18 protein-coding genes are annotated in these 18876 nt (G+C 71.4%); 13 read left to right on the top strand and 5 right to left on the bottom strand.

Going from position 1 to position 18876, the window contains the following annotated elements:
• Positions 1 to 30: 30 nt before the first annotated feature.
• The 3 genes from DEU34_RS14100 to DEU34_RS14090 all read right to left on the bottom strand — a co-directional run bounded on the left by DEU34_RS14100 (position 31) and on the right by DEU34_RS14090 (position 3384).
• Positions 31 to 960 (bottom strand): carbohydrate ABC transporter permease, encoded by a 930-nt coding sequence (locus DEU34_RS14100; protein ID WP_259460173.1) that lies wholly within the window; start codon positions 958 to 960, stop codon positions 31 to 33.
• Complete coding sequence (locus tag DEU34_RS14095; protein ID WP_121151292.1) at positions 957 to 2006, bottom strand: carbohydrate ABC transporter permease; 1050 nt, start codon at positions 2004 to 2006, stop codon at positions 957 to 959. The genes DEU34_RS14100 and DEU34_RS14095 overlap by 4 nt, the downstream gene beginning before the upstream one ends.
• A gap of 73 nt (positions 2007 to 2079) precedes the next feature.
• Positions 2080 to 3384 carry an ABC transporter substrate-binding protein gene (locus DEU34_RS14090; RefSeq protein ID WP_121151290.1) on the bottom strand — a complete coding sequence of 435 codons (1305 nt, stop codon included), beginning with the start codon at positions 3382 to 3384 and terminating at the stop codon, positions 2080 to 2082.
• A gap of 200 nt (positions 3385 to 3584) precedes the next feature.
• Between DEU34_RS14090 and DEU34_RS14085 the strand changes: the two genes are divergently transcribed.
• The 4 genes from DEU34_RS14085 to DEU34_RS14070 are packed head-to-tail and all read left to right on the top strand — an operon-like array spanning position 3585 to position 5985.
• Positions 3585 to 3833: a phosphoribosylformylglycinamidine synthase subunit PurS gene (locus tag DEU34_RS14085; RefSeq protein ID WP_121151288.1), complete on the top strand. Its 249-nt coding sequence runs from the start codon at positions 3585 to 3587 to the stop codon at positions 3831 to 3833.
• On the top strand, positions 3830 to 4537 hold the full coding sequence (purQ, locus tag DEU34_RS14080) for a phosphoribosylformylglycinamidine synthase subunit PurQ (RefSeq protein ID WP_121151286.1): 708 nt from the start codon (positions 3830 to 3832) through the stop codon (positions 4535 to 4537). Before DEU34_RS14085 ends, purQ begins: the two co-directional genes overlap by 4 nt.
• Before the next feature lie 14 nt (positions 4538 to 4551).
• Complete coding sequence (locus DEU34_RS14075; RefSeq protein ID WP_259460172.1) at positions 4552 to 5046, top strand: cupin domain-containing protein; 495 nt, start codon at positions 4552 to 4554, stop codon at positions 5044 to 5046.
• Positions 5047 to 5055: 9 nt separating this feature from the next.
• Positions 5056 to 5985 carry a 2-hydroxyacid dehydrogenase gene (locus DEU34_RS14070; protein WP_259460171.1) on the top strand — a complete coding sequence of 310 codons (930 nt, stop codon included), beginning with the start codon at positions 5056 to 5058 and terminating at the stop codon, positions 5983 to 5985.
• Between the two features lie 116 nt (positions 5986 to 6101).
• On the opposite strand, the gene DEU34_RS14065 is transcribed toward DEU34_RS14070, so the two are convergent.
• Entirely contained in the window at positions 6102 to 6659 is a 558-nt protein-coding gene (locus DEU34_RS14065; protein WP_121151284.1) for an NTP transferase domain-containing protein, read from the bottom strand.
• 67 nt (positions 6660 to 6726) lie between these two features.
• Here DEU34_RS14065 and DEU34_RS14060 point away from each other — a divergent pair, with 67 nt between their 5' ends.
• The 5 genes from DEU34_RS14060 (at position 6727) to DEU34_RS14040 (ending at position 11472) form a co-directional block, all read left to right on the top strand.
• Complete coding sequence (locus DEU34_RS14060; protein WP_183042497.1) at positions 6727 to 7791, top strand: XdhC family protein; 1065 nt, start codon at positions 6727 to 6729, stop codon at positions 7789 to 7791.
• On the top strand, positions 7788 to 8252 hold the full coding sequence (locus DEU34_RS14055) for a nucleoside deaminase (RefSeq protein ID WP_121151281.1): 465 nt from the start codon (positions 7788 to 7790) through the stop codon (positions 8250 to 8252). Before DEU34_RS14060 ends, DEU34_RS14055 begins: the two co-directional genes overlap by 4 nt.
• Positions 8253 to 8405: 153 nt before the next feature.
• On the top strand, positions 8406 to 9170 hold the full coding sequence (locus DEU34_RS14050; RefSeq protein WP_121151279.1) for a nucleoside phosphorylase: 765 nt from the start codon (positions 8406 to 8408) through the stop codon (positions 9168 to 9170).
• Complete coding sequence (locus DEU34_RS14045; RefSeq protein ID WP_121151277.1) at positions 9170 to 10528, top strand: 8-oxoguanine deaminase; 1359 nt, start codon at positions 9170 to 9172, stop codon at positions 10526 to 10528. Before DEU34_RS14050 ends, DEU34_RS14045 begins: the two co-directional genes overlap by 1 nt.
• Before the next feature lie 2 nt (positions 10529 to 10530).
• On the top strand, positions 10531 to 11472 hold the full coding sequence (locus DEU34_RS14040; protein ID WP_121151275.1) for a nucleoside hydrolase: 942 nt from the start codon (positions 10531 to 10533) through the stop codon (positions 11470 to 11472).
• Between the two features lie 6 nt (positions 11473 to 11478).
• On the opposite strand, the gene DEU34_RS14035 is transcribed toward DEU34_RS14040, so the two are convergent.
• Positions 11479 to 12897, bottom strand: a complete 1419-nt coding sequence (locus tag DEU34_RS14035; RefSeq protein WP_121151273.1) for an HNH endonuclease signature motif containing protein — start codon at positions 12895 to 12897, stop codon at positions 11479 to 11481.
• 404 nt (positions 12898 to 13301) lie between these two features.
• On the opposite strand from DEU34_RS14035, the gene DEU34_RS14030 reads away from it, so the two are divergent.
• From DEU34_RS14030 to DEU34_RS14015, 4 genes are all read left to right on the top strand, one after another.
• Entirely contained in the window at positions 13302 to 14123 is an 822-nt protein-coding gene (locus DEU34_RS14030; protein ID WP_121151269.1) for a xanthine dehydrogenase family protein subunit M, read from the top strand.
• On the top strand, positions 14120 to 17014 hold the full coding sequence (locus DEU34_RS14025) for a molybdopterin-dependent oxidoreductase (RefSeq protein WP_121151267.1): 2895 nt from the start codon (positions 14120 to 14122) through the stop codon (positions 17012 to 17014). Before DEU34_RS14030 ends, DEU34_RS14025 begins: the two co-directional genes overlap by 4 nt.
• Before the next feature lie 23 nt (positions 17015 to 17037).
• Positions 17038 to 17622: a helix-turn-helix domain-containing protein gene (locus DEU34_RS14020; RefSeq protein WP_121151265.1), complete on the top strand. Its 585-nt coding sequence runs from the start codon at positions 17038 to 17040 to the stop codon at positions 17620 to 17622.
• Positions 17623 to 17792: 170 nt separating this feature from the next.
• A complete protein-coding gene (locus tag DEU34_RS14015) occupies positions 17793 to 18863 on the top strand; it encodes an ABC transporter substrate-binding protein (protein WP_121151263.1) in 1071 nt (356 codons plus the stop codon).
• Positions 18864 to 18876 lie beyond the last annotated feature (13 nt).

Here is an 18876-nt window from a genome sequence, read left to right as displayed (position 1 = left end):
CCATCGGTCGGGGCGTCGAAACGGTCACGGTCATCCTTTTACCGCCCCCGCCATGATCCCACTGATCAATTGCTTGCCCGCGAGCACGAACAGCACCAGCAGCGGCAGGGTCGCCATGACCGCTCCCGCCAGCACGATCGAGTAGTCGATGTAGTAGCCCGACTGCAGCTGACTGAGCGCCGTCTGCAGGGTCGGGTTCTGAGGGCTGAGCACGATGAGGGGCCAGAGGTAGTCGGTCCATGCCGTCATGAAGGTGAACAGTCCGAGGATCGCCATGGCGGGCCGCGCCGCGGGCAGCCCGACCGTCAGGAACGTGCGGAACTGGTTCGCGCCGTCCATCCGGGCGGCCTCGATCAGCTCGTCGGGGATGACGTCGACGAGGTACTGCCGCATGAAGAAGACACCGAAGGCGGTGACGAGCGTGGGCACGATGACCGCGCCGATCGTGCCGGTCCACCCGAGTTCGCGCATCACCATGAACAGCGGGATGATGCCGAGCTGCGTGGGGATCGCCATGGTCGCGATCACGAAGAGCATCAGGCCGTTGCGCCCGCGGAAGCGGAGCTTGGCGAACGCGTAGCCCGCGATCGTGGAGAACGTCACCACCGAGAGCGTGATGATCGCCGAGATGAGCACGGAGTTGCCCAGCGCCAGCCAGAACGGGATCGCATCGAGCACCGTGGCCGCGTTGGCGAGGAAGTTGCCACCCGGCACGAGCGGCAGGGTCTCACCACGGGTGGCGTTGGTGCCGGAGGCGACGACCACCGACCACCAGAGCGGGTAGACGCTGCCGATGATGAACGCGGCCAGGAGGCCGTAGGTGAGGAATCCGGGTCGGCTGCCGATGCCGGCCGTCCCCGTCTCGCGCGAGCGGCGGCCCCGCCCGGGTCGGCGAGGCGGGTCGGTGTCGAGCGTGTCGACCTGCACGGCGGGGAGGGGTTCGGGCACGACGACGCTCATGACGACGCTCCTGTCTTCTCGCGGCGGGCGGCGGCCCGTCGCGCACGGCGTGACACGCGCGCATCGCCGGTGGAGATGCGTCGCGCGATGAGGAAGTTGACGAGGCCGAAGCCGACGATGAGGAGGAACAGCAGCCACGCCACCGCCGATGCCTCGCCGAGGTTGCGGCGGAAGAACGCGAGCTCCCACAGGAACAGCACGGTGGTCTGGAACTGCCGATCGCTGCCGCCGATACCGCCGGCCGTGGAGACGTCGAACAGGCGGGGCTCGGCGAAGATCTGCAGGCCCCCGATCGTGGCGGTGATGATCACGAAGATGAGGGTCGGGCGGATGGTCGGGATGGTGATGGAGAAGAAGCGTCGCACCGGACCCGCGCCGTCGATCGCCGCCGACTCGTACAGGTCGCGCGGCACCGCCTGCATCGCCGCCAGGAGGATGAGGGCGTTGTATCCGGTCCAGCGGAAGTTGACCATGATCGCGATCGCGAGATGGCTGAGATAGCGGTCCTGCTTCCACGCCTGATCGGCGATGCCGAAGAGGTTCAGGAGGTTGTTGGCGAGGCCGTCGGCGTCGTTGAAGATGCTCGAGAAGATCAGCGCCGTGGCAACGGGGGTGACGACGAACGGCACGAGCACGCTCATCCGCCAGAAAGTGGGGGCGCGCAGGCCCCGGTCGAGCAGGTACGCCACGACGAGGGCGACCGCCAGCTGCGGGATGGCCGACAGCAGGAAGATGCTGACGGTGTTGAACACCGAGTTCCAGAACATGCCGTCGGTGAGGATCTCGACGAAGTTGCCGAGCCCGACGAAGTCGCCCTGTCCCTTCAGAAGGTCCCAGTCGTAGAGCGAGACGACGAGGGTGTAGACGAGCGGGAAGAGACCCACGAGTCCGAACAGGAGGAAGAACGGAGCGATGTAGAGGTAGGGAGCGCCCTTCTGATCGGCCTTCGACAGGCGCATCCGCCACGCGGGGCGAGGGCGAGAAGCCGGGCGGCGGGGCGCGGGGGCGGTGGGCGAAGCATCCACCGATGGCAGTGTGGCGGTCATGAGGGGTCCTCTCGCTGGCGGGGGTGGGGGCCTGCCACGCGCGCTGCGAGCAGGCCCCAACCTCCGGGACGGATCAGCCGACCAGTTCCTTCAGGAGGTCCTGTGCCTGCTGCCACGCGCCCTGCGTGTCGGTGTTGCCGAGGTCGAGCGCCTTCAGCGCCGGGCCGAAGACGTTCTCCTGGATCACCGAGTCATCCGGGCCCTTGAATTGCGCCACGACGCCCTTCGCGCGCTCGGCGAGGATCGCGCCGGTCGGTGCGTCGCTGAAGAACTCGTTCGGGGTCGCGTCGGCGGCCAGGGTCTCCTGGGCGGCCACGGTGCTCGGGAAGTTGTTCGCCGCGGCGGACTGCTTCACCTGCTGGTCGGGCTGGGTCAGCCAGTCGGCGAGCTTGGCCGCCTCCTCCTTGTGCTGCGAGGTCTCGGCCACCGCGAGGAACGCGCCGCCCCAGTTCGCGGGACCGCCGGGGAAGGCATCGGCGAAGTCCCAGCCGTTGTCGGCCGTGCCGCCGGCGCCCTCGATCGAGCCCTGCATCGTGCCGAGCATCCAGCCGGGGCAGACGAAGGTGGCGAAGGTGCCGTCGAGGAACGACTTGCCACCGTTCCAATCCCACGCCGTCTGCGCGGCCGAGAGGCCGCCCTCGGTCGCCGCCCCCAGCAGCTCGAAGCGATCCTGCAGTTCGGCGTTGCCCTCGACGTTGAGTTCGCCGTTGCTCGTGTAGTAGCCCTCGTCGAGCTGGTTCACCATCGCGTTCCAGACGAACCCGGAGTGGTCGTAGAAGGCTTTGCCGGTGGCCTCGTGGTACTGCCGCCCGATGTCGAAGTAGTTCTCCCAGTCGCCGTCGAACAGGGCGGCGACCTCTTCGCGATCGGTCGGGAGACCGGCGGCCTCGAAGGCGGGCTTGTTGTAGCAGAGCCCCTCGGGACCGATGTCGGTGCCGTAGCCGATGACGCGGCCCGACGGGTCGGTGCCCTGGGCGTACTTCCAGTCGACCCAGTCGGCCTTGCGGTCTTCGATGCCGTAGTCGCGGAGGTCGGCGAACTGGTCGGAGACCTCCATGATCGCGCCGAGCCAGCCCTCTTCGAGCGCGACGACATCGGACAGACCCGAGCCCGCGGCGATCTTGGTGAAGGCGTCGGTGCGGGCGTTGCCGCCGGTGTCGATGTTGGTCGCCTCGATCTTCACGTTCGGATTCAGCTCCTCGTACTCGGCGTAGAGGTCTTCGTATCCGAAGGTGCCGAAGGTGGTGACCGTCAGCGTGATGTCGCCGTCGGCCCCCTCACCGGTCGAGCCGCCGCCGGAGCAGCCGGCGAGGACGAGGGCGGATGACGTCAGAGCCACCGCGACGATGGCGGTGCGGTGCAGTGCAGGTGATCTCACGGTTCACTCCTGGTGTGTTCGGGTCTTCGATGATCGGAACAGGTGCGAGCAAGCGGTCATGGGAGCGCTCTCATTGCTCGAGGCCACCGTATGGGATCGCTCCCACGCCGTCAAGGGAGCGCTCCCACGACATTCGATGCGGGTCAGCCCGCGCCCGTAGGATGGGCGGTGCCCCTCTTCCCGCGACACTCGGAGCCGAAATGCCCACCATCGTCGTCGACGTCATGCCCAAGGCCGAGCTGCTCGACCCGCAGGGGAAGGCCGTCGCCGGCGCCCTCGCCCGCCAGGGAGAGACGCGTTTCTCGTCCGTCCGGATCGGCAAGCGGTTCGAGCTCACCGTCGACGGCCCCGTCGACGACGCGACGCTCGCGGCCGCTCGCGAGATCGCCGACAGCATCCTGTCCAACTCCGTCATCGAAGACGTCGTGGGCATCGAGGTCGTCGAATGACGGTGCGGATCGGCGTCATCACGTTCCCGGGCTCGCTCGACGACCGCGACGCGCAGCGCGCCGTCCGCATCGCCGGGGCCGAACCCGTCGCGCTCTGGCACGGCGACCACGACCTCCAGGGGGTCGACGCCCTCGTGCTCCCCGGCGGCTTCAGCTACGGCGACTACCTGCGCGCGGGAGCCATCGCCGCCCTCGCCCCCATCATGAGCGAGGTGAAGGATGCGGCGGCCAAGGGCATGCCCGTGCTCGGCATCTGCAACGGCTTCCAGATGCTCGTCGAGGCGCACCTGCTGCCGGGCGGGCTGATCCGCAATGCGCACCAGCAGTTCATCCGTCGCGACCAGCGTCTGCGGGTCGAGAACGCATCGACGGCGTGGACGAGCGAGTTCGCCGAGGGCGATGAGATCGTGATCCCGCTGAAGAACGCCGACGGCGGCTACATCGCCGACGCCGAGACGCTCGCCCGCGTCAACGGAGAAGGCCTCGTCGCGTTCCGCTACCTCGGGGTCAACCCGAACGGCTCGCTCGACGACATCGCCGGCCTCACGAACGAGCGCGGCAACGTGGTCGGCCTCATGCCCCACCCCGAGCACGCCGTCGAGCCCGGCTTCGGCCCGTCCACGTCGCTCGCGATGCGCTCCGGCGTCGACGGGATCGGCTTCTTCGCCTCGGCGATCGCCGCCGTCGTGGCGACCGCGGCCTGACCCCGCCGCATCCCGTGTCCGACGACGCGCTCGCCGAACGCCGCACCCTCGACGGGCGTCTCATCGAGCGCCTGGTGCGCCCTGCTCTGGCCGTCGAACTCGCCCTCGAACCCCACCCCGAGGGAGGCTGGTACCGGCGCACCTGGACGTCTCCGGCCACGGTCGCCGTCGGCGGTGAGACGCGACCCGCCGCCACGCTCATCCTCTTCCTGCTGCCGGCCGGCGACGCCTCTGGATGGCACCGCGTCTCGTCGAGCGAGATCTGGATCTCGACCGGCGTGGGCCCGGTGTCGCTGCAGCTCGGCGGCGACGGCGACGAACCCGAGCCGGGCGAGACGATCGTCGTCGGCGACCCAGCCGACGGGTTCGCCCCGCAGGCCGTGGTGCCGCCGGACGTGTGGCAACGCACCGTCCCGGCCGATCACGACGCCCTCGTGAGCTGCCTCGTCTCTCCGGGTTTCGACTTCGCCGACTTCGAGATGCCTGACGTCGACGGGCGCACGCCGTAGCGTGAGGGGGTGACCCCCAGCCAGAGCATCGTCGTATCCGTGCCCACCGATCGGCTCGCCGCCGACCTGCAGCCCCTGCCGGCGGGCGTCGATCTGGTCGTCTGGCCGATGGACGGCCCCGCCCCCCGCGACCGTTTCGACATGGTCGTGCCGCCCTACATGACGATGACCCACGTCATCGACCGCATCCGCGGCGTCGACATCGGCCTACTCCAGAGCCAATCGATCGGATACGAGGGCATGGAGGACCTCCTCCCGCCCGGGCTCCCCTTCGCCAACGCCTCCACCGTGCACGAGGCGTCGACCGCGGAGCTCGCGGTCGCCCTCACCCTCGCCGCCCAGCGCCGCATCCCCGAGTTCGTCCGCGCGCAGGACGAGCATTCCTGGCGCGGCCGGTTCTCGGAGAGCCTGGCGGATCGTCGGGTGACGCTCCTCGGCTTCGGCGGCGTGGGCAAGGCGATCGCCGCCCGGCTGGCGGGCTTCGAGGTCGAGCTGACCGCGGTCGCGAGCCGGGCGCGGGAGGAGGACGGCATCGTCGTCCGAGCGATCGACGACCTCCACGAGGTGCTCGCCGAGACCGAGATCGTCATCGCCTCGCTCCCCGGCGGCGACGCGACCCGCCACGTGCTCGACGCCGCGGCGCTCGCCGCTCTCCCCGACGGCGCGCTCGTGGTCAACGTGGGCCGCGGCCCGCTGATCGATACCGACGCGCTCGTGGCCGAGGTGGGGTCCGGGCGCCTGCGCGCGGCTCTCGACGTGACCGACCCCGAGCCGCTCTCCGAGGATCACCCCCTCTGGTCGTTGCCCGGGGCCCTCGTCGTGCCGCACGTCGGCGGGGCGTCGAGCGCGATGGGACCGCGGATCGCGCGACTCGTGCGGCGCCAGATCGACCGACTGGTGGCGGGAGAGCCGCCGCTGAACGTCGTGCTCGGAGGCTGAGGCGACCGGTTCGGCACCGAGGGATGACGCCGGGGTAGGAGGTGACGCCGGCGTAGGACGATGTCGCGCCGGTCCTCCTGCGCCTGCGTGACCGTCCTACTTTCGCGACGGCGGGGTCAGCGGCGGTCGCGATCCTCGCCCGACCACAGGTCGGAGCAGTCGATGCGCAGCGCACCGTGTCGGGCGAGGTACGCACCGGCGCCGCCATCGCCCGTGACCGCGTCGGCGAGGGCGACGAAGTGGTCGGCGCGCACGAGTACGGGGTGACCCGGCCGGCCGTCGTACTCCGCGCGGGCGAGCGGCGCCCGCGCCGCACCGGCGATGACCCTCGCGACGGCGGCGGCCGGGAGATCGGGGGTGTCCACCGGCACGATGACGGCCGCGTCCGCCCCCGCCGCCGCACCCAGCCCGACCCGCAGGGAGCGGGAGAGTCCGCCCGCCCAGTCCGCGGCGATCGCGACGCGCGTGCCGTCGGGTACGAGGTCGGCCGCCGCATCCGCCTCCGCCCCGAGCACCACCACGACCTCGTCGCACCCGCCGCCGCGAAGGGCGCGCGCGGCCCTGGCGATCCACGGCTCGCCCTCGGGAGTGCGCGCCAGAGCCTTGGGCCCGCCGAAGCGGGTTCCGGCGCCCGCGGCGAGCACGATGCCGCAGATCCGCCCCGCCTCGCCCATGGCGCCTCACCCTACCTGCGCAGCCCCGCGTCGTCTCGCCGAAACATCGCGGGGTTACCGTGGAAGCATGCTCGAACTCGCGTCCGCCCTCCTGCCGGTGCTCCGCGGCGGTGAGCCCGTGGCCGTCGTGACCGTGGTGCGGGTCACCCGCAGCGCGCCGCGCGGCGTCGGAACGGCGATGGCGCTCACTCTCGGCGGCGACGTGATCGGCTCGATCTCGGGCGGCTGCGTCGAGGGCGACGCGATCCTGCTGGCGACCGATGTGCTGGCCGCGGGGCGCGCGCGCACCGCCGACCTCGGCTTCAGCGACGACGCCGCCCACGCCGCCGGACTCGCCTGCGGCGGGAGCGTCGCGGTGGTCGTTCACCGGATCGGACCGACGGATGCGGCGGCGATCGCCGCGCTCGCGTCTGCGGCCGACGACGAACCCACCGCCGTCGGGCTCGTCTCGTCGGGGCCTCGCGCGGGCCGGATCGTCGAACTCGCCGGCGCTGACGCGCTCGACGACACACGTATGCTCGAGAACGCATACAACGGCTGTGACGTGCTCGCGGTCGTGCACCGGCCGCGCCCTGCGCTCGTGATCGTGGGCGCCGGCGACCACGCCATGGCTCTCTCGCGGGTGGGCAGCGCCGCGGGCTTCGCCGTGACCGTCTGCGACGTCTGGGAGCGGCTCGTCACCCCCGAGCGCTTCCCCACCGCCGACCGCCTCGTCGTCGGGCTGCCGTCCGACGAGCTGCGCGGGCTCGTCGCCGACCCCGCGCGCGCCGCCGTGTGCGTGCTCACGCACGACGAGCGGGTCGACGTGCCCGCGATCGCCGCCGCACTGCGCCTCGGTGTCGGTTTCGTCGGCGCGATGGGCGCACGCTCCACGGTCGCGCACCGCGCGCGCCTGCTCCGTGAGAGCGGGGTCGGCGACGCCGAGATCGCCCGTCTGCACAGCCCGCTCGGTCTCGACCTCGGCGGCGCCTCGCCCGCGGAGACGGCCATCGCGGTGCTCGCCGAGATTGTCGCCGCCCGGCACGGCGCTCCCGGCTCCTCCCTCCGCGACGGTGACGGCCCCCTCCACCGCCGCAGCCCGATGACGGCCGACGCCGTCTGCATCCCCTCTCTCCAGGACGTGACCCGATGAACGACCTCGACCACCTCGCCCACGCCGTGCGGCTCGCCCAGGCCGCCCGCGACCGCGGCGACCACCCCTTCGGCGCGATCGTGGTGACCCCGGCCGGCACGATCGTCGAGGGCATGAACTCGGTGCTCACGCAGGGGGATCCCACCGGTCACGCCGAGACGAACCTCGTGCGCGCGGCGGGTCAGGCGCTCGAGAGCGTCGAGCTCGCCGCATCCACTCTCTTCACCAGCACCGAGCCCTGCGCCATGTGCGCGGGCGCGATCTACTGGTCGGGGATCGGGCGCGTCGTGTACGCGATCGGCGAGGACGAGCTCATCGAGATGGTGCGCGAGCAGGAGGGCGTGCCGACGATGGCGATGCCCTGCCGCGAGGTCTTCGCCCGTGGCGGCCGCGCGATCGAGGTCGTGGGGCCCGTCGAGGTCGAGGGCGCCCGAGAGGTGCACGCCGGCTTCTGGGACTGACGGCGGCACCGAAACACCGCCGCAACAGGCGGTCGGTAGGCTCGGCGGCACTGCGGGTCCTATCACCATGACCGGACCGGTTCCTCGCGAGCGGGGCCGGCTCAGGGCGGGGACTGCGGCGACATCACGTCACTGCATCCTCGAAGGAGAACCATGTCCACCGTCGACAAATCCCAGGCCGGACTCACCGAACGCCAGTACCACATCGGCATCGCGCCGGGTGAGGTCTCGTCGGTCGCGCTGCTGCCGGGCGATCCGTTCCGCGTGCCGTTCGTGGCCGAGTTCCTCACCGGCGTGAAGGAGGTCGCGCACAACCGCGAGCACCGCACGATGACCGGTTGGTACAAGGGCCGCCACATCACGGCGACCTCGACGGGCATGGGCTGCCCGTCGACGGCGATCGCCGTGGAGGAGCTCGCCCGCGTCGGGGTGACCTCGTTCATCCGCGTCGGAAGTTCCGCAGGACTCCAGCCGGGCATCGCCCCCGGCGATCTGCTCGTGAGCGAGGGAAGTCTCCGCGCCGACGGCACGACCGACGCCTACGTCCCGCGCGGGTTCCCCGCCGTCCCCGACCTCGGGCTCACGGTCGCGCTGACCCGCCACGCCGAGCGGATCGCCGCCGCATCCGGCACACGGTCGTTCACCGGCATCAGCACGTCGAGCGACGCGTTCTACGCCGAGACGCCCGCCCTGATCACCGAGCTCAGTGCCATGGGCGTGCTCAACATCGAGATGGAGGCCTCGGCGATGTATGTCGTCGCGCGCCTGCGGGGGGTGAAGGCCGGCATGATCTGCGCGTGCTCGAGCAACCTCGTCGACGGCGATTCGCTCTACTCCGACAAGAACGCCGCGCTCAAGGGCGGATGGATGCGCTCCATCGAGGCGGCGCTCGAGACCGCGGTCGAACTGGAGCTGTGATGGCGCGCACGATCATCGAGGGCGGCTACGTCGCCGCGGTGGATGCCGCGGGGTCGGAGTACGACGGCGGACACGTCGTCGTCGAGGGCACCCGCATCGTCGCGGTCGGCCCGGGCCGTGCGCCCGACGCGTGGCGCGAGGGCGCGAGTGTCGTCGACGCCCGCGGTTGCCTCGTGACCCCCGGGCTCATCAACACCCACCACCACCTCTACCAGTGGCTCACTCGCGGCTACGCGCAGGACTCGATCCTGTTCGACTGGCTCACGTCGCTCTATCCGCTCTGGGCGCGCATCGACGCCGGCCTCGTCGGGGCGGGCGCGGCGGGTGCGATGTCGGTGCTGGCGCGCTCGGGCTGCACGACGGTGGGCGACCACCACTACGTCTTCCCCCGCGGGGGCGGTGACATCGTCGGCGCGATCGTCGACGCCTCCGCCCGCATCGGCGTGCGCCTGCACGCGACGCGCGGCTCGATGGATCGCGGTCAGTCGCAGGGCGGGCTGCCGCCCGACTTCGCCGTGGAGACGACGGATGCTGCGCTGGCGGCGTCGCAGGAGGCGGTGGAGCGGTACCACGACCCGTCGTTCGAGTCGATGGTGCGGGTCGCCGTCGCGCCGTGCTCGCCGTTCTCGGTGACGGAGGACCTGCTGCGCGAGGCCGCCGTGCTCGCCCGCTCTCTCGACGTGCGTCTGCACACCCACGCGTCGGAGACCGCCGAAGAGGACGAGTACTGCCTCGCCACGTTCGGCAAATCGCCGACCGACCATCTCGGCGACCTCGGGTGGCTGGGGTCTGACGTGTGGATGGCGCACGCCGTGCGGCTCGACGACGCGGGCATCCGTCGATACGCCGAGACCGGCACGGGCGTCGCGCACTGCCCGTCGTCGAATGCGCGACTGGCCGCGGGGATCGCCCCGGTGCGCGACATGCTGCGCGCGGGGGTTCCGGTCGGTCTCGGCGTCGACGGGTCGGCGTCGAACGAATCGGGGCAGCTGGGCATCGAGATCCGCGAGGCGGTGCTGATGAACCGCCTCCGCACCGGCGCCGACTCGTTCTCGGTGCGCGACGGGCTGCGCCTCGCCACGATCGGCGGGGCGCGCGTGCTCGGACGCGACACCGAGATCGGGTCGCTCGACGTGGGAAAGCTCGCCGACATCGCGGTGTGGCGGATCGACGGGGTGGAGCACGCGGGCATCCTCGACCCGGTGGCAGCTCTCGGACTCGGCGCGATGCCGCCCGTCGAGCGCCTGTTCGTGAACGGACGCGTCGTGGTCGATGGCGGGATGCTGACGACCGCCGACGAGCGCACGATCTCCGCCGAGGTCGCCGCGGCATCCAGAGAACTGGCGGGAAGACTGTGACGATGACCGACCGCATTCCGCTCGTGATCGACACCGACACGGCGGCCGACGACTGCTTCGCGCTGATGATCGGGCTCACCGATGCGCGCGCCGACCTCCGGGCGATCACCATGGTCGCCGGCAACGTCGGGTTCGAGCAGCAGGTCGAGAACGCGTTCCTCACGCTCGAGGTCGTCGGGCGTCGCGGTGAGGTGCCCGTGCACCTCGGCGCACGCGCGCCTCTCGAGCGCGAGTGGGCGAGCGCGTCGGACGTGCACGGCGACGGCGTCGGCGGCCAGCAGCGCGAGGGGTCGGAGCAGGCCGCCGACGAACCCGCGCCCGACGCGCTGGTGCGGCTCGCGCGCGAGCACGCCGGGGCGCTGAAGGTGGTCGCGATCGGTCCGCTGACGAACATCGCTCTTGCGGTGCAGCGCGACCCCGGGTTCGCGGCGAATGTCGCGGAGCTCGTGGTCATGGGCGGCTCGATCAACGCGCGCGGCAACATCACCGCGGCCGCGGAGTACAACATCTACGTCGATCCGGAGGCCGCGCAGATCGTGCTCGACGCCGGTTTCGCGTCGGTGCGGTTCGTCACGTGGGACCCGCTGTCGCTGCGCGACGTGGTCTTCGATCAGGCGAGGATCGACAGCATCCGTTCCCTCGGCACGCGCCGCAGCGACTTCTTCGTCACCGCGAACCAGCAGACCTTCGACTTCGACGTGGCTGTGGGGGTGGGTGGGTCGATCCACTGCGACTCGCTGTCGGTGCTGGTGGCGCTGGAGCCGGCGCTCGTGCTCGAAGAACGCGGATATTTCGTCGCCGTCGAGACGCAGGGAGAACTCACCCGCGGCGCGACGGTGTTCGACTGGCGCGCGGTCGCCCCACCGGTGAATGCCACAGCGATCGAGGCGATCGACCGCGAGCGCTTCGTGGAGTACATGATGCGGATGCTGGCGGAGGACTGAGCCGCGTCACCCCGGGTGGGCGGCCTCGACGAGATCTCGACGCCTCACCGGCGATTTCGTGGCCGGCCGCCAGCGCTGGCCGGGATCCCACCAGACCGGGCCGAGAATCTCGGGCACCCCGTTCTTCATCCTGACTTTCCAGCCGCCCGTATCGATCGTTCGGTGGTGGAACCAGCACAACAGCACGCCGTTGTCGGTGTGCGTGGGTCCGCCGCGAGCCGCCTCGATGACGTGGTGGATCTCGCACCACGCGGCCGGAACGTGGCAGCCGGGAATCACGCACTCCCCGTCGCGGAGCACGATGGCTCTGCGCTGGACATGCGTGAAGACCCAGTCGTTGACCGTGATCGCGATGATGCGGCCGTTCGCGCCGAGCCGCACCCGCTGCACGCCGCCGGTACACGCGATCTGACGGGCGACCGCGATGGACACCGGTTCGTCGATCCCCTGCACGTGCGCAGTGCCGACGCCGTTGGCAACATCGGCCTCGCGGGCCGAGACCACCAGCGTGGGCGCCGCGCCGCCGATGGTGGGTAACTGACCGGATGCGGCGGCCACCGTCAGGGCGGTCGCCAGCGCGTCGTGCTGCTTCTGAGGGCGGGTGCGGGTGTCGCAGCGCGCGTCGGGGTCTGCGTCGCCGTTGTGCTCCGTGAAGCGCGGCCCCGCGGGTCCCTCGAGCTTCGGGTTGTTGACGCTGTCGAAGATGCGCTGCAATTGACCCGCGGTCTCGGGCAGCAACGCGCCCCGCACCGGCACGAGTCCGTCGCGGCAGACGCCGAGGGTGAGGCCGCGTTTGCGCATCGCGCGCTCGTCACGGGGCTCGGGGCCGTCTTGATCGAGGTATGCCGCCCAGACCAGGGACTGCGCCCGCAGGTCGTCGGCTGCGAGGGGCGGCATGCCGTCGGCGCCGTCGCCCCGGGCTGCCGCCGCGAGCTCTTCGTCGGCGGCGATGATCGCGTCGCGCCCGACCGGCAACGAGGCGAGCGGGCCCGCGACCGCGACGACGCCGTCCACGCCGACGGCGCCGTCGATGACGGCCTCGCGGAGCGCGGGGAAAACCGCCGGCAGCCGCTCGCCCGTCGCGAGCGCGGTCGTTCGACGGATTCCGCGACCCGCCGTCACGAACTCACCCGCACGACGCGAGGAGAACCTCGTCGTGCGCTGTACGAGCTCCTTCACGGAGCGGCACCCGACCTCGGTCGTCATGCGCACCGAGAGGTCGCGCTGATCCGAGCGCGCGTCGACCTCCCCGACGGCCTCGATGAGCAACGCCTCGGCACGCCGCACGATCGACGCCGCAGCATCCATCACCGACAAGAGATCGCGCGCACCGAGGCCCCCTACGTCGCCGTCGCGCAGCTGCGCGTCGACGACGGCGGCGAGCGCCGCATCGAGGTCGCGAAGCGCCGCAGCGGTGTCTGTCATGCCTCCATTCTGACGAGGGGGTGCGACATTCCATCCCCTGATCAGGCGCCAAAACACGACCTGTGGACAACTCGTCGAATCCTCCCCTGTGGAGGAGAGGATGCCGACCCCAGAACACCCCGCAGACCCTTCGATGAGCTCAGGGACCGCTCCCGCCCCGGCACACGCAGGAGGGCGAGGCGGTGCGATGGATCGAGTCGCTGACACCGGGATGGGCGGGGAGCCGACGGCCGCAGGCCGACGACTCCGGGCATGCGGCACGTACCATCGCACCGCGCAGCCCGCCCGGAGGTACGCCGCATCCGCGTCCGAACCTTTGAAGCGCCCGCCGATGTTGACCCAGGAAACATTGGAGTAATCCGCGAGTGGTTGACTGACCGCACCGCACAGCAGAAGGGCGCGGCATGGACATCAACACCGTGACGAGCTTCCGCCGCGCTCGCACGCGCGACGACCTCGCGCTCGCGCCCGGCGAGGTGTTCCTCGGCGGGGGCACCTGGCTCATGAGCGAGCCGCAGCCGCAGGCGACCGGCTTCGTCGACCTCACCACGATGCCGTGGCCCGACCTCGAGATCACACCTGAGGGCCTTCGGATCGCCGCGACCTGCACGATCGCCCGATTCGTCGCCTGGTCGCAGAGCGCCGAGGTGCCCCCCGACTGGCGCGCCATCGCCCGGGTGCCGGACGCGGCGAACGCCCTGCTCGCGAGCTTCAAGATCTGGAACACCGCCACCGTCGGCGGCAACGTCTGCCAGTCGTTCGCGGCCGGCTCGATGACCTCGTTCGCCGCCGGTCTCGACGCGACGGCCGTCGTCTGGACGCCCGACGGCGGCGAGCGCCGCCTGCCCGTCGCCGAACTCGTGACCGGAAACGCCGAGAACGCCCTCGCGCGCGGCGAGGTGCTGCGGGCGATCGAGATCCCCGCGCATTCCCTCCGCTCGCGGATGCTGCTGCAGAAGATCGCGCTCGCCGAGCTCGGCCGCTCCGGCGCGGTCGTCACCGGCCGCGTCGATCCCGACGGCGCGTGCGTCTTCGCGATCACCGCGGCGACCGAGGCGCCGACCGTGCTGCGGTTCGAGGGGATCCCGGATGCTGCGACCCTCGCCGACGCGGTGGGCGCGGCATCGCGCTACTACTCCGATCCGCTCGGTTCGGCCGACTGGCGCCGGGGCGTGAGCATCGTGCTCGCCGAGCGCATCCGCGCGGCGCTGGAGGAGGACGCATGAGGTTCGAGCTCAACGGCGCAGGCGTCGACGCGGATCCCCGTCCGGGCCAGTCGCTGCGCACCCTGCTGCGCGAGCACGGCCACACCGAGGTCAAGAAGGGCTGCGACGCGGGCGACTGCGGCGCGTGCGCGGTGATCCTCGACGGCGCGCCCGTGCACTCGTGCATCATCCCCGCCATGCGGGTCGAGGGTGCCGTCGTCACCACGGCCGCGGGACTCGCTCCCGGCGACGACCTGCACCCCGTGCAGGAGGCGATCGCGACCGGCTTCGGGTTCCAGTGCGGGTTCTGCACGGCCGGAATGTCGGTCACGGCGTCCACCCTCTCCCCCGACGACCTCCCCGACCTGCACCGTCACATGAAGGGCAGCCTCTGCCGCTGCACGGGCTATCGTCCGATCCGCGAGGCGATCGAAGCATCCGTTCTGGGCCCGGTGCGCGAGACCGGCGCGGGCCCGACGTCGAAAGTCCAGAACACCCGGACGCTCGAGGGCGCTGCTCCGGGTGTCTTGGACTCTCACGCGAGAGACGACGCGCGCGAGTCGCAGGGCGTCGGCGCGTCGCCCGTGCCGCCCGCGGCGCGCAGCATCGTGCAGGGGCTCGAGCCATACACCTTCGACGAACCGGTGCCGGGCGCCCTGTTCCTCCGCGTGCTGGGCTCGCCCCACGCGCACGCGCGGATCGTCGCGATCGACACGACGGCCGCCCGCGGCATCCCCGGCGTCGTCGCCGTCTTCACGCACGAAGACGTGCCGTCGACGCGCTACTCCACGGGGCGTCACGAGCACCGCACCGACGATCCCGATGACACACGGATGCTGGACGACACGGTGCGCTTCATCGGACAACGCGTCGCGGCCGTCGTCGCAGAGACCGCCGCAGCCGCCGAGGCCGCGTGCCGCGCGATCGCCGTGACCTACGACGCGCTGCCCGCCGTCTTCGCACCGGAGGAGGCGCGAAGCCCCGGTGCGCCGCTGCTGCACCCCGACCGCACCCCCGACGACCGCGTCGCCGAGGCCGGCCGCAACGTGGTCGCGGCGTTCCACGAGGAGCACGGCGACACGCGGGCCGCGCTCGCGGCGAGCGCCGTGACCGTCAGCGGAACCTGGCGCAACGCCCGCGTCTCGCACGCGCAGCTCGAGACGCACGGCGCGGTCGGCTGGCTCGACGACGACGGGCGGCTGGTGATCCGCGCGAGCACGCAGGTGCCGTTCCTCACGCGCGACGAGCTCGCCCGCATCTTCGATCTCGACCCGACGCGCGTGCGGGTGCTGACCGCGCGGGTCGGTGGCGGGTTCGGGGGGAAGCAGGAGATCTTCGCCGAAGACCTCGTCGCCCTCGCGGTGCTGCGCACCGGCCGTCCCGTCGCCTACGAGCTCTCGCGCACCGACGAGTTCCAGCGCACCTCGGTGCGGCACCCGATGCGTGTCTCGGTGACCCTCGGCGCAACGGGCGAGGGCGTGCTGACCGCGATGCAGGTCGACGTGCTGAGCGACACCGGTGCCTACGGCAACCACGCCATCGGCGTGATGTTCCACGGGGTCGCCGAGTCGACCACGGTGTACCGCTGCCCCGTGCGGCGCATCGACGCGGAGGCGGTCTACACGAACAACGTGCCGTCGGGGGCCTTCCGCGGGTACGGGCTCGGCCAGGTCATGCTCGGCGTGGAGTCGGCGATGGACATGCTCGCCGAGCGCCTGGGCATCGACCCGTTCGAGCTGCGCCGCATCAACGCGGTGCGGGAGGGCGAGCGGCTCCACCCCGACGACGTCCCCCACGAGGAGGATCTCGTCTGGGGCAGCTACGGCCTCGACCAGTGCCTCGACCTCGCGCAGGCCGCGATCGAACGCGGCAACGGGGTGGCAGCCCCCGCGGGCGGGAACTGGCGGGTCGGCGAGGGCATGGCGATCGCGATGATCGCGACGATGGCCCCCCGCGGACACATCTCCCACACCTCGGTCACGCTCCGCCGCGACGGCACGTTCGCGCTGCGCGCCGGCACGGCCGAGTTCGGCAACGGCACCACGACCGTGCTGCGGCAGATCGCCGCATCCGATCTTTCGGCCTCGTTCGACCGCCTCGACCTGCGCACCGCCGACACCGACCTGGTCTCGCACGACACCGGCGCGTTCGCGTCGGCCGGCATCACGGTCGCCGGCAAGGCCCTGCACGCCGCGTGCCTGTCGCTGCGCGACCGCATGCTGCAGGTCGCGCGGGAGATCGCCCGCCGAGACGACGCGCTCTCGCCGAGCGGACAGGCTTTCGACGCCGGTGAGGTGTCGACTCGGCGAGAGGCTATCGACTCGACGAACGCAGACGCGCGGCTCGAAGCGGGAGGGGTGCGGGTCGGAGAGCGACTCGTTCCGTTCGACGAGATCGTGGATGCTGCGGGCGAGAGCACCGACGAGGGGCTGCGCGCCGAGGGGAGCGAGCACGGCGACGTGCGCTCGCTCGCGTTCAACGTGCACGCGGTGCGGGTCGCGGTCGACGTCGAGACCGGCACGGTGAAGGTGCTGCAGTCGGTGCACGCCGCCGACGCGGGGTTCGTCATGAACCCGGCGCAGTGCCGGGGCCAGATCGAGGGCGGCGTCGCGCAGGGCTACGGCAGCGCGCTCTACGAGGAGGTCTACATCCAGCCCGACGGGCGCGTCGAGAACCCCGTGTTCCGCACCTACCGGGTGCCGCAGTTCGCCGACATCCCCGACACCGAGGTGTACTTCGCCGACACCGACGACGCGGTCGGACCGTTCGGGGCGAAGTCGATGAGCGAGTCGCCCTACAACCCCGTCGCCCCCGCCGTCGGCAACGCGATCGCCCGCGCGCTCGGCACGCGCGGCTACGAGCAGCCCTTCTCGCGCGACCGCGTGTGGCGGCTGGCGCAGGGCGCCCCGTGACGTCAGCGCCTATCGTGGAGCCCGTGCCCGTCGCCCCCGACCACGACGCCCTCATCGGGCAGTCGCTGGGGCGTGCGATCCGCGAGGCCCGCACGGCGCGCAAGCTCTCGATGCGCGCCCTCGCCGCCGAGGCCGAGATCAGCCAGCCGTTCCTCAGCACGATCGAGAACGGGCAGACCATGCCGTCGCTCGCGTCGCTCTACCGGATCGCGAAGGTGCTCGGCATCTCGCCGTCGGCGCTCCTGCCCGCGATGCCCGAGCCCGAGGTCGTGCATCTCTCCAGGGCGGATGCGGGCGCCTGGGCGCCGATCGCCGACGTCGCCAATGCGGGGGTGCATCGCGTCATCTCCTCGGCCGGCGCCCGCGCCGCGACCGTGCAGGAGTACCGCATCGAACCCGGCCAGTACATGGGCGACTGGTTCGAATCCGACGGAGACCTCACCGTCTACGTCGTCACCGGGCGCATCACCGTCTCGATCGAGGGTCGCGGCGAATGGGAGCTCGGCGCGGGCGACGCGATCGCCCATCCGGGTGCCCTGCGCAACCGCTGGTCGGTCGTCGGCGACGACCCCGTGCGCATCCTGCTGGTCTACGCCGGCAGCCGGTGAGTCCCCCATCGCGAAACGAACACGTAACGTGATCGCTATTTGCAATCAACGATAGGTATTTACTATCGGAGCAGGGCCGCCTCCTCCGGGTCCTCGTCGCTTCACCCGCAGCGATGACACCGTTTCCGCCGCGCCCGCCCGCCGAGCGCCGCGGGGAGAGCGAGAGAGCCATGACCTCGACCCGTCCCCTGCTCCGTCGATTCGCCGCGGGGGCTGCCGTGGCCGTCGGCGCCCTGCTGCTGTCCGCCTGCGCCGGCGGCGCAGCATCCGCCCCGTCGGAGAGCTCCGCAGACGGCGCCGGCCTCGGCGACCTGACCGTGCAGCTCAGCTGGATCCTGAACGAGGAGTGGTCGGGCGAGATCATCGCCGATGCGGAGGGGTACTACACCGACGCGGGGCTCGCCTCCGTGCAGCTGGTGCCCGGTCCGTCGAGCGGTGTGCCCGAACTGCTCTCGGGCACCGCCGACCTGTCGCTGACCGATGCCCTCTCGGTGGGCGCCGCCGTCGCGAACGAAGCGGCGCCGCTGAAGATCATCGGCGCGACGTTCCAGAAGAACCCCTTCACGATCGCCTCGCTCGCCGACGGCGCCGACATCACGACGCCGCAGGACATGATCGGCAAGAAGATCGGCGTGCAGGACTCCAACCGCGCGGTCTTCGACGCGTTCCTCGCCGCGAACGACATCGACACCTCCGAGGTCGACATCGTGCCCGTGCAGTACGACCCCGCGCCGCTGACCACCGGCGAGGTCGACGGGCTCATCGCGTTCGTCACGAGCCAGTCGGTCGCGATCGAGCTGCAGGGGATCGAGGTCACCGACCTGCTCTTCGCCGACAACGGCCTTCCCTTCGTCGGCCACGTCATCACCGCCACCGACGACACCATCGCCTCCGACCGCGATGCCCTCAAGGCCTTCCTCACGGCCGAGATCCGCGGCTGGAGCGACGCGGTGGCCGACCCGGGCGCGGGCGCCCAGCTCGCCGTCGACGAGTACGGCACCGACCTCGGGCTCGACCTCGAGAGCTCGACCGCGAGCGCGACCGCCCAGGCGGAGCTGCTCGTCGTCTCCGACGAGACGGTCGAGAACGGCCTGTTCACCATCTCGGACGACCTGCAGGAGCAGACCCTGGCGAGCCTCGCCACGTCGGGCTACGCGCTCACCGCGGCCGACCTGTTCGACCTCACCCTGCTCGACGAGGTCTACGCCGACAATCCCGACCTCGTCGCCTACCGGCGCTGAGCCTCCGGGCCGG

Source organism: Microbacterium sp. AG1240, assembly GCF_003635115.1.
GTDB lineage: Bacteria > Actinomycetota > Actinomycetes > Actinomycetales > Microbacteriaceae > Microbacterium.
Note: the sequence above shows the minus strand (reverse complement) of the source record. Positions and strands in the feature narration are given on the sequence as shown.

Coding starts and splice junctions, on each gene's coding strand:
- DEU34_RS14100 (WP_259460173.1), bottom strand. CDS start 960: ATGAGCGTCGTCGTGCCCGAACCCCTCCCCGCCGTGCAGGTCGACACG.
- DEU34_RS14095 (WP_121151292.1), bottom strand. CDS start 2,006: ATGACCGCCACACTGCCATCGGTGGATGCTTCGCCCACCGCCCCCGCG.
- DEU34_RS14085 (WP_121151288.1), top strand. CDS start 3,585: ATGCCCACCATCGTCGTCGACGTCATGCCCAAGGCCGAGCTGCTCGAC.
- purQ (WP_121151286.1), top strand. CDS start 3,830: ATGACGGTGCGGATCGGCGTCATCACGTTCCCGGGCTCGCTCGACGAC.
- DEU34_RS14065 (WP_121151284.1), bottom strand. CDS start 6,659: ATGGGCGAGGCGGGGCGGATCTGCGGCATCGTGCTCGCCGCGGGCGCC.
- DEU34_RS14060 (WP_183042497.1), top strand. CDS start 6,727: ATGCTCGAACTCGCGTCCGCCCTCCTGCCGGTGCTCCGCGGCGGTGAG.
- DEU34_RS14055 (WP_121151281.1), top strand. CDS start 7,788: ATGAACGACCTCGACCACCTCGCCCACGCCGTGCGGCTCGCCCAGGCC.
- DEU34_RS14050 (WP_121151279.1), top strand. CDS start 8,406: ATGTCCACCGTCGACAAATCCCAGGCCGGACTCACCGAACGCCAGTAC.
- DEU34_RS14045 (WP_121151277.1), top strand. CDS start 9,170: ATGGCGCGCACGATCATCGAGGGCGGCTACGTCGCCGCGGTGGATGCC.
- DEU34_RS14040 (WP_121151275.1), top strand. CDS start 10,531: ATGACCGACCGCATTCCGCTCGTGATCGACACCGACACGGCGGCCGAC.
- DEU34_RS14035 (WP_121151273.1), bottom strand. CDS start 12,897: ATGACAGACACCGCTGCGGCGCTTCGCGACCTCGATGCGGCGCTCGCC.
- DEU34_RS14030 (WP_121151269.1), top strand. CDS start 13,302: ATGGACATCAACACCGTGACGAGCTTCCGCCGCGCTCGCACGCGCGAC.
- DEU34_RS14025 (WP_121151267.1), top strand. CDS start 14,120: ATGAGGTTCGAGCTCAACGGCGCAGGCGTCGACGCGGATCCCCGTCCG.
- DEU34_RS14015 (WP_121151263.1), top strand. CDS start 17,793: ATGACCTCGACCCGTCCCCTGCTCCGTCGATTCGCCGCGGGGGCTGCC.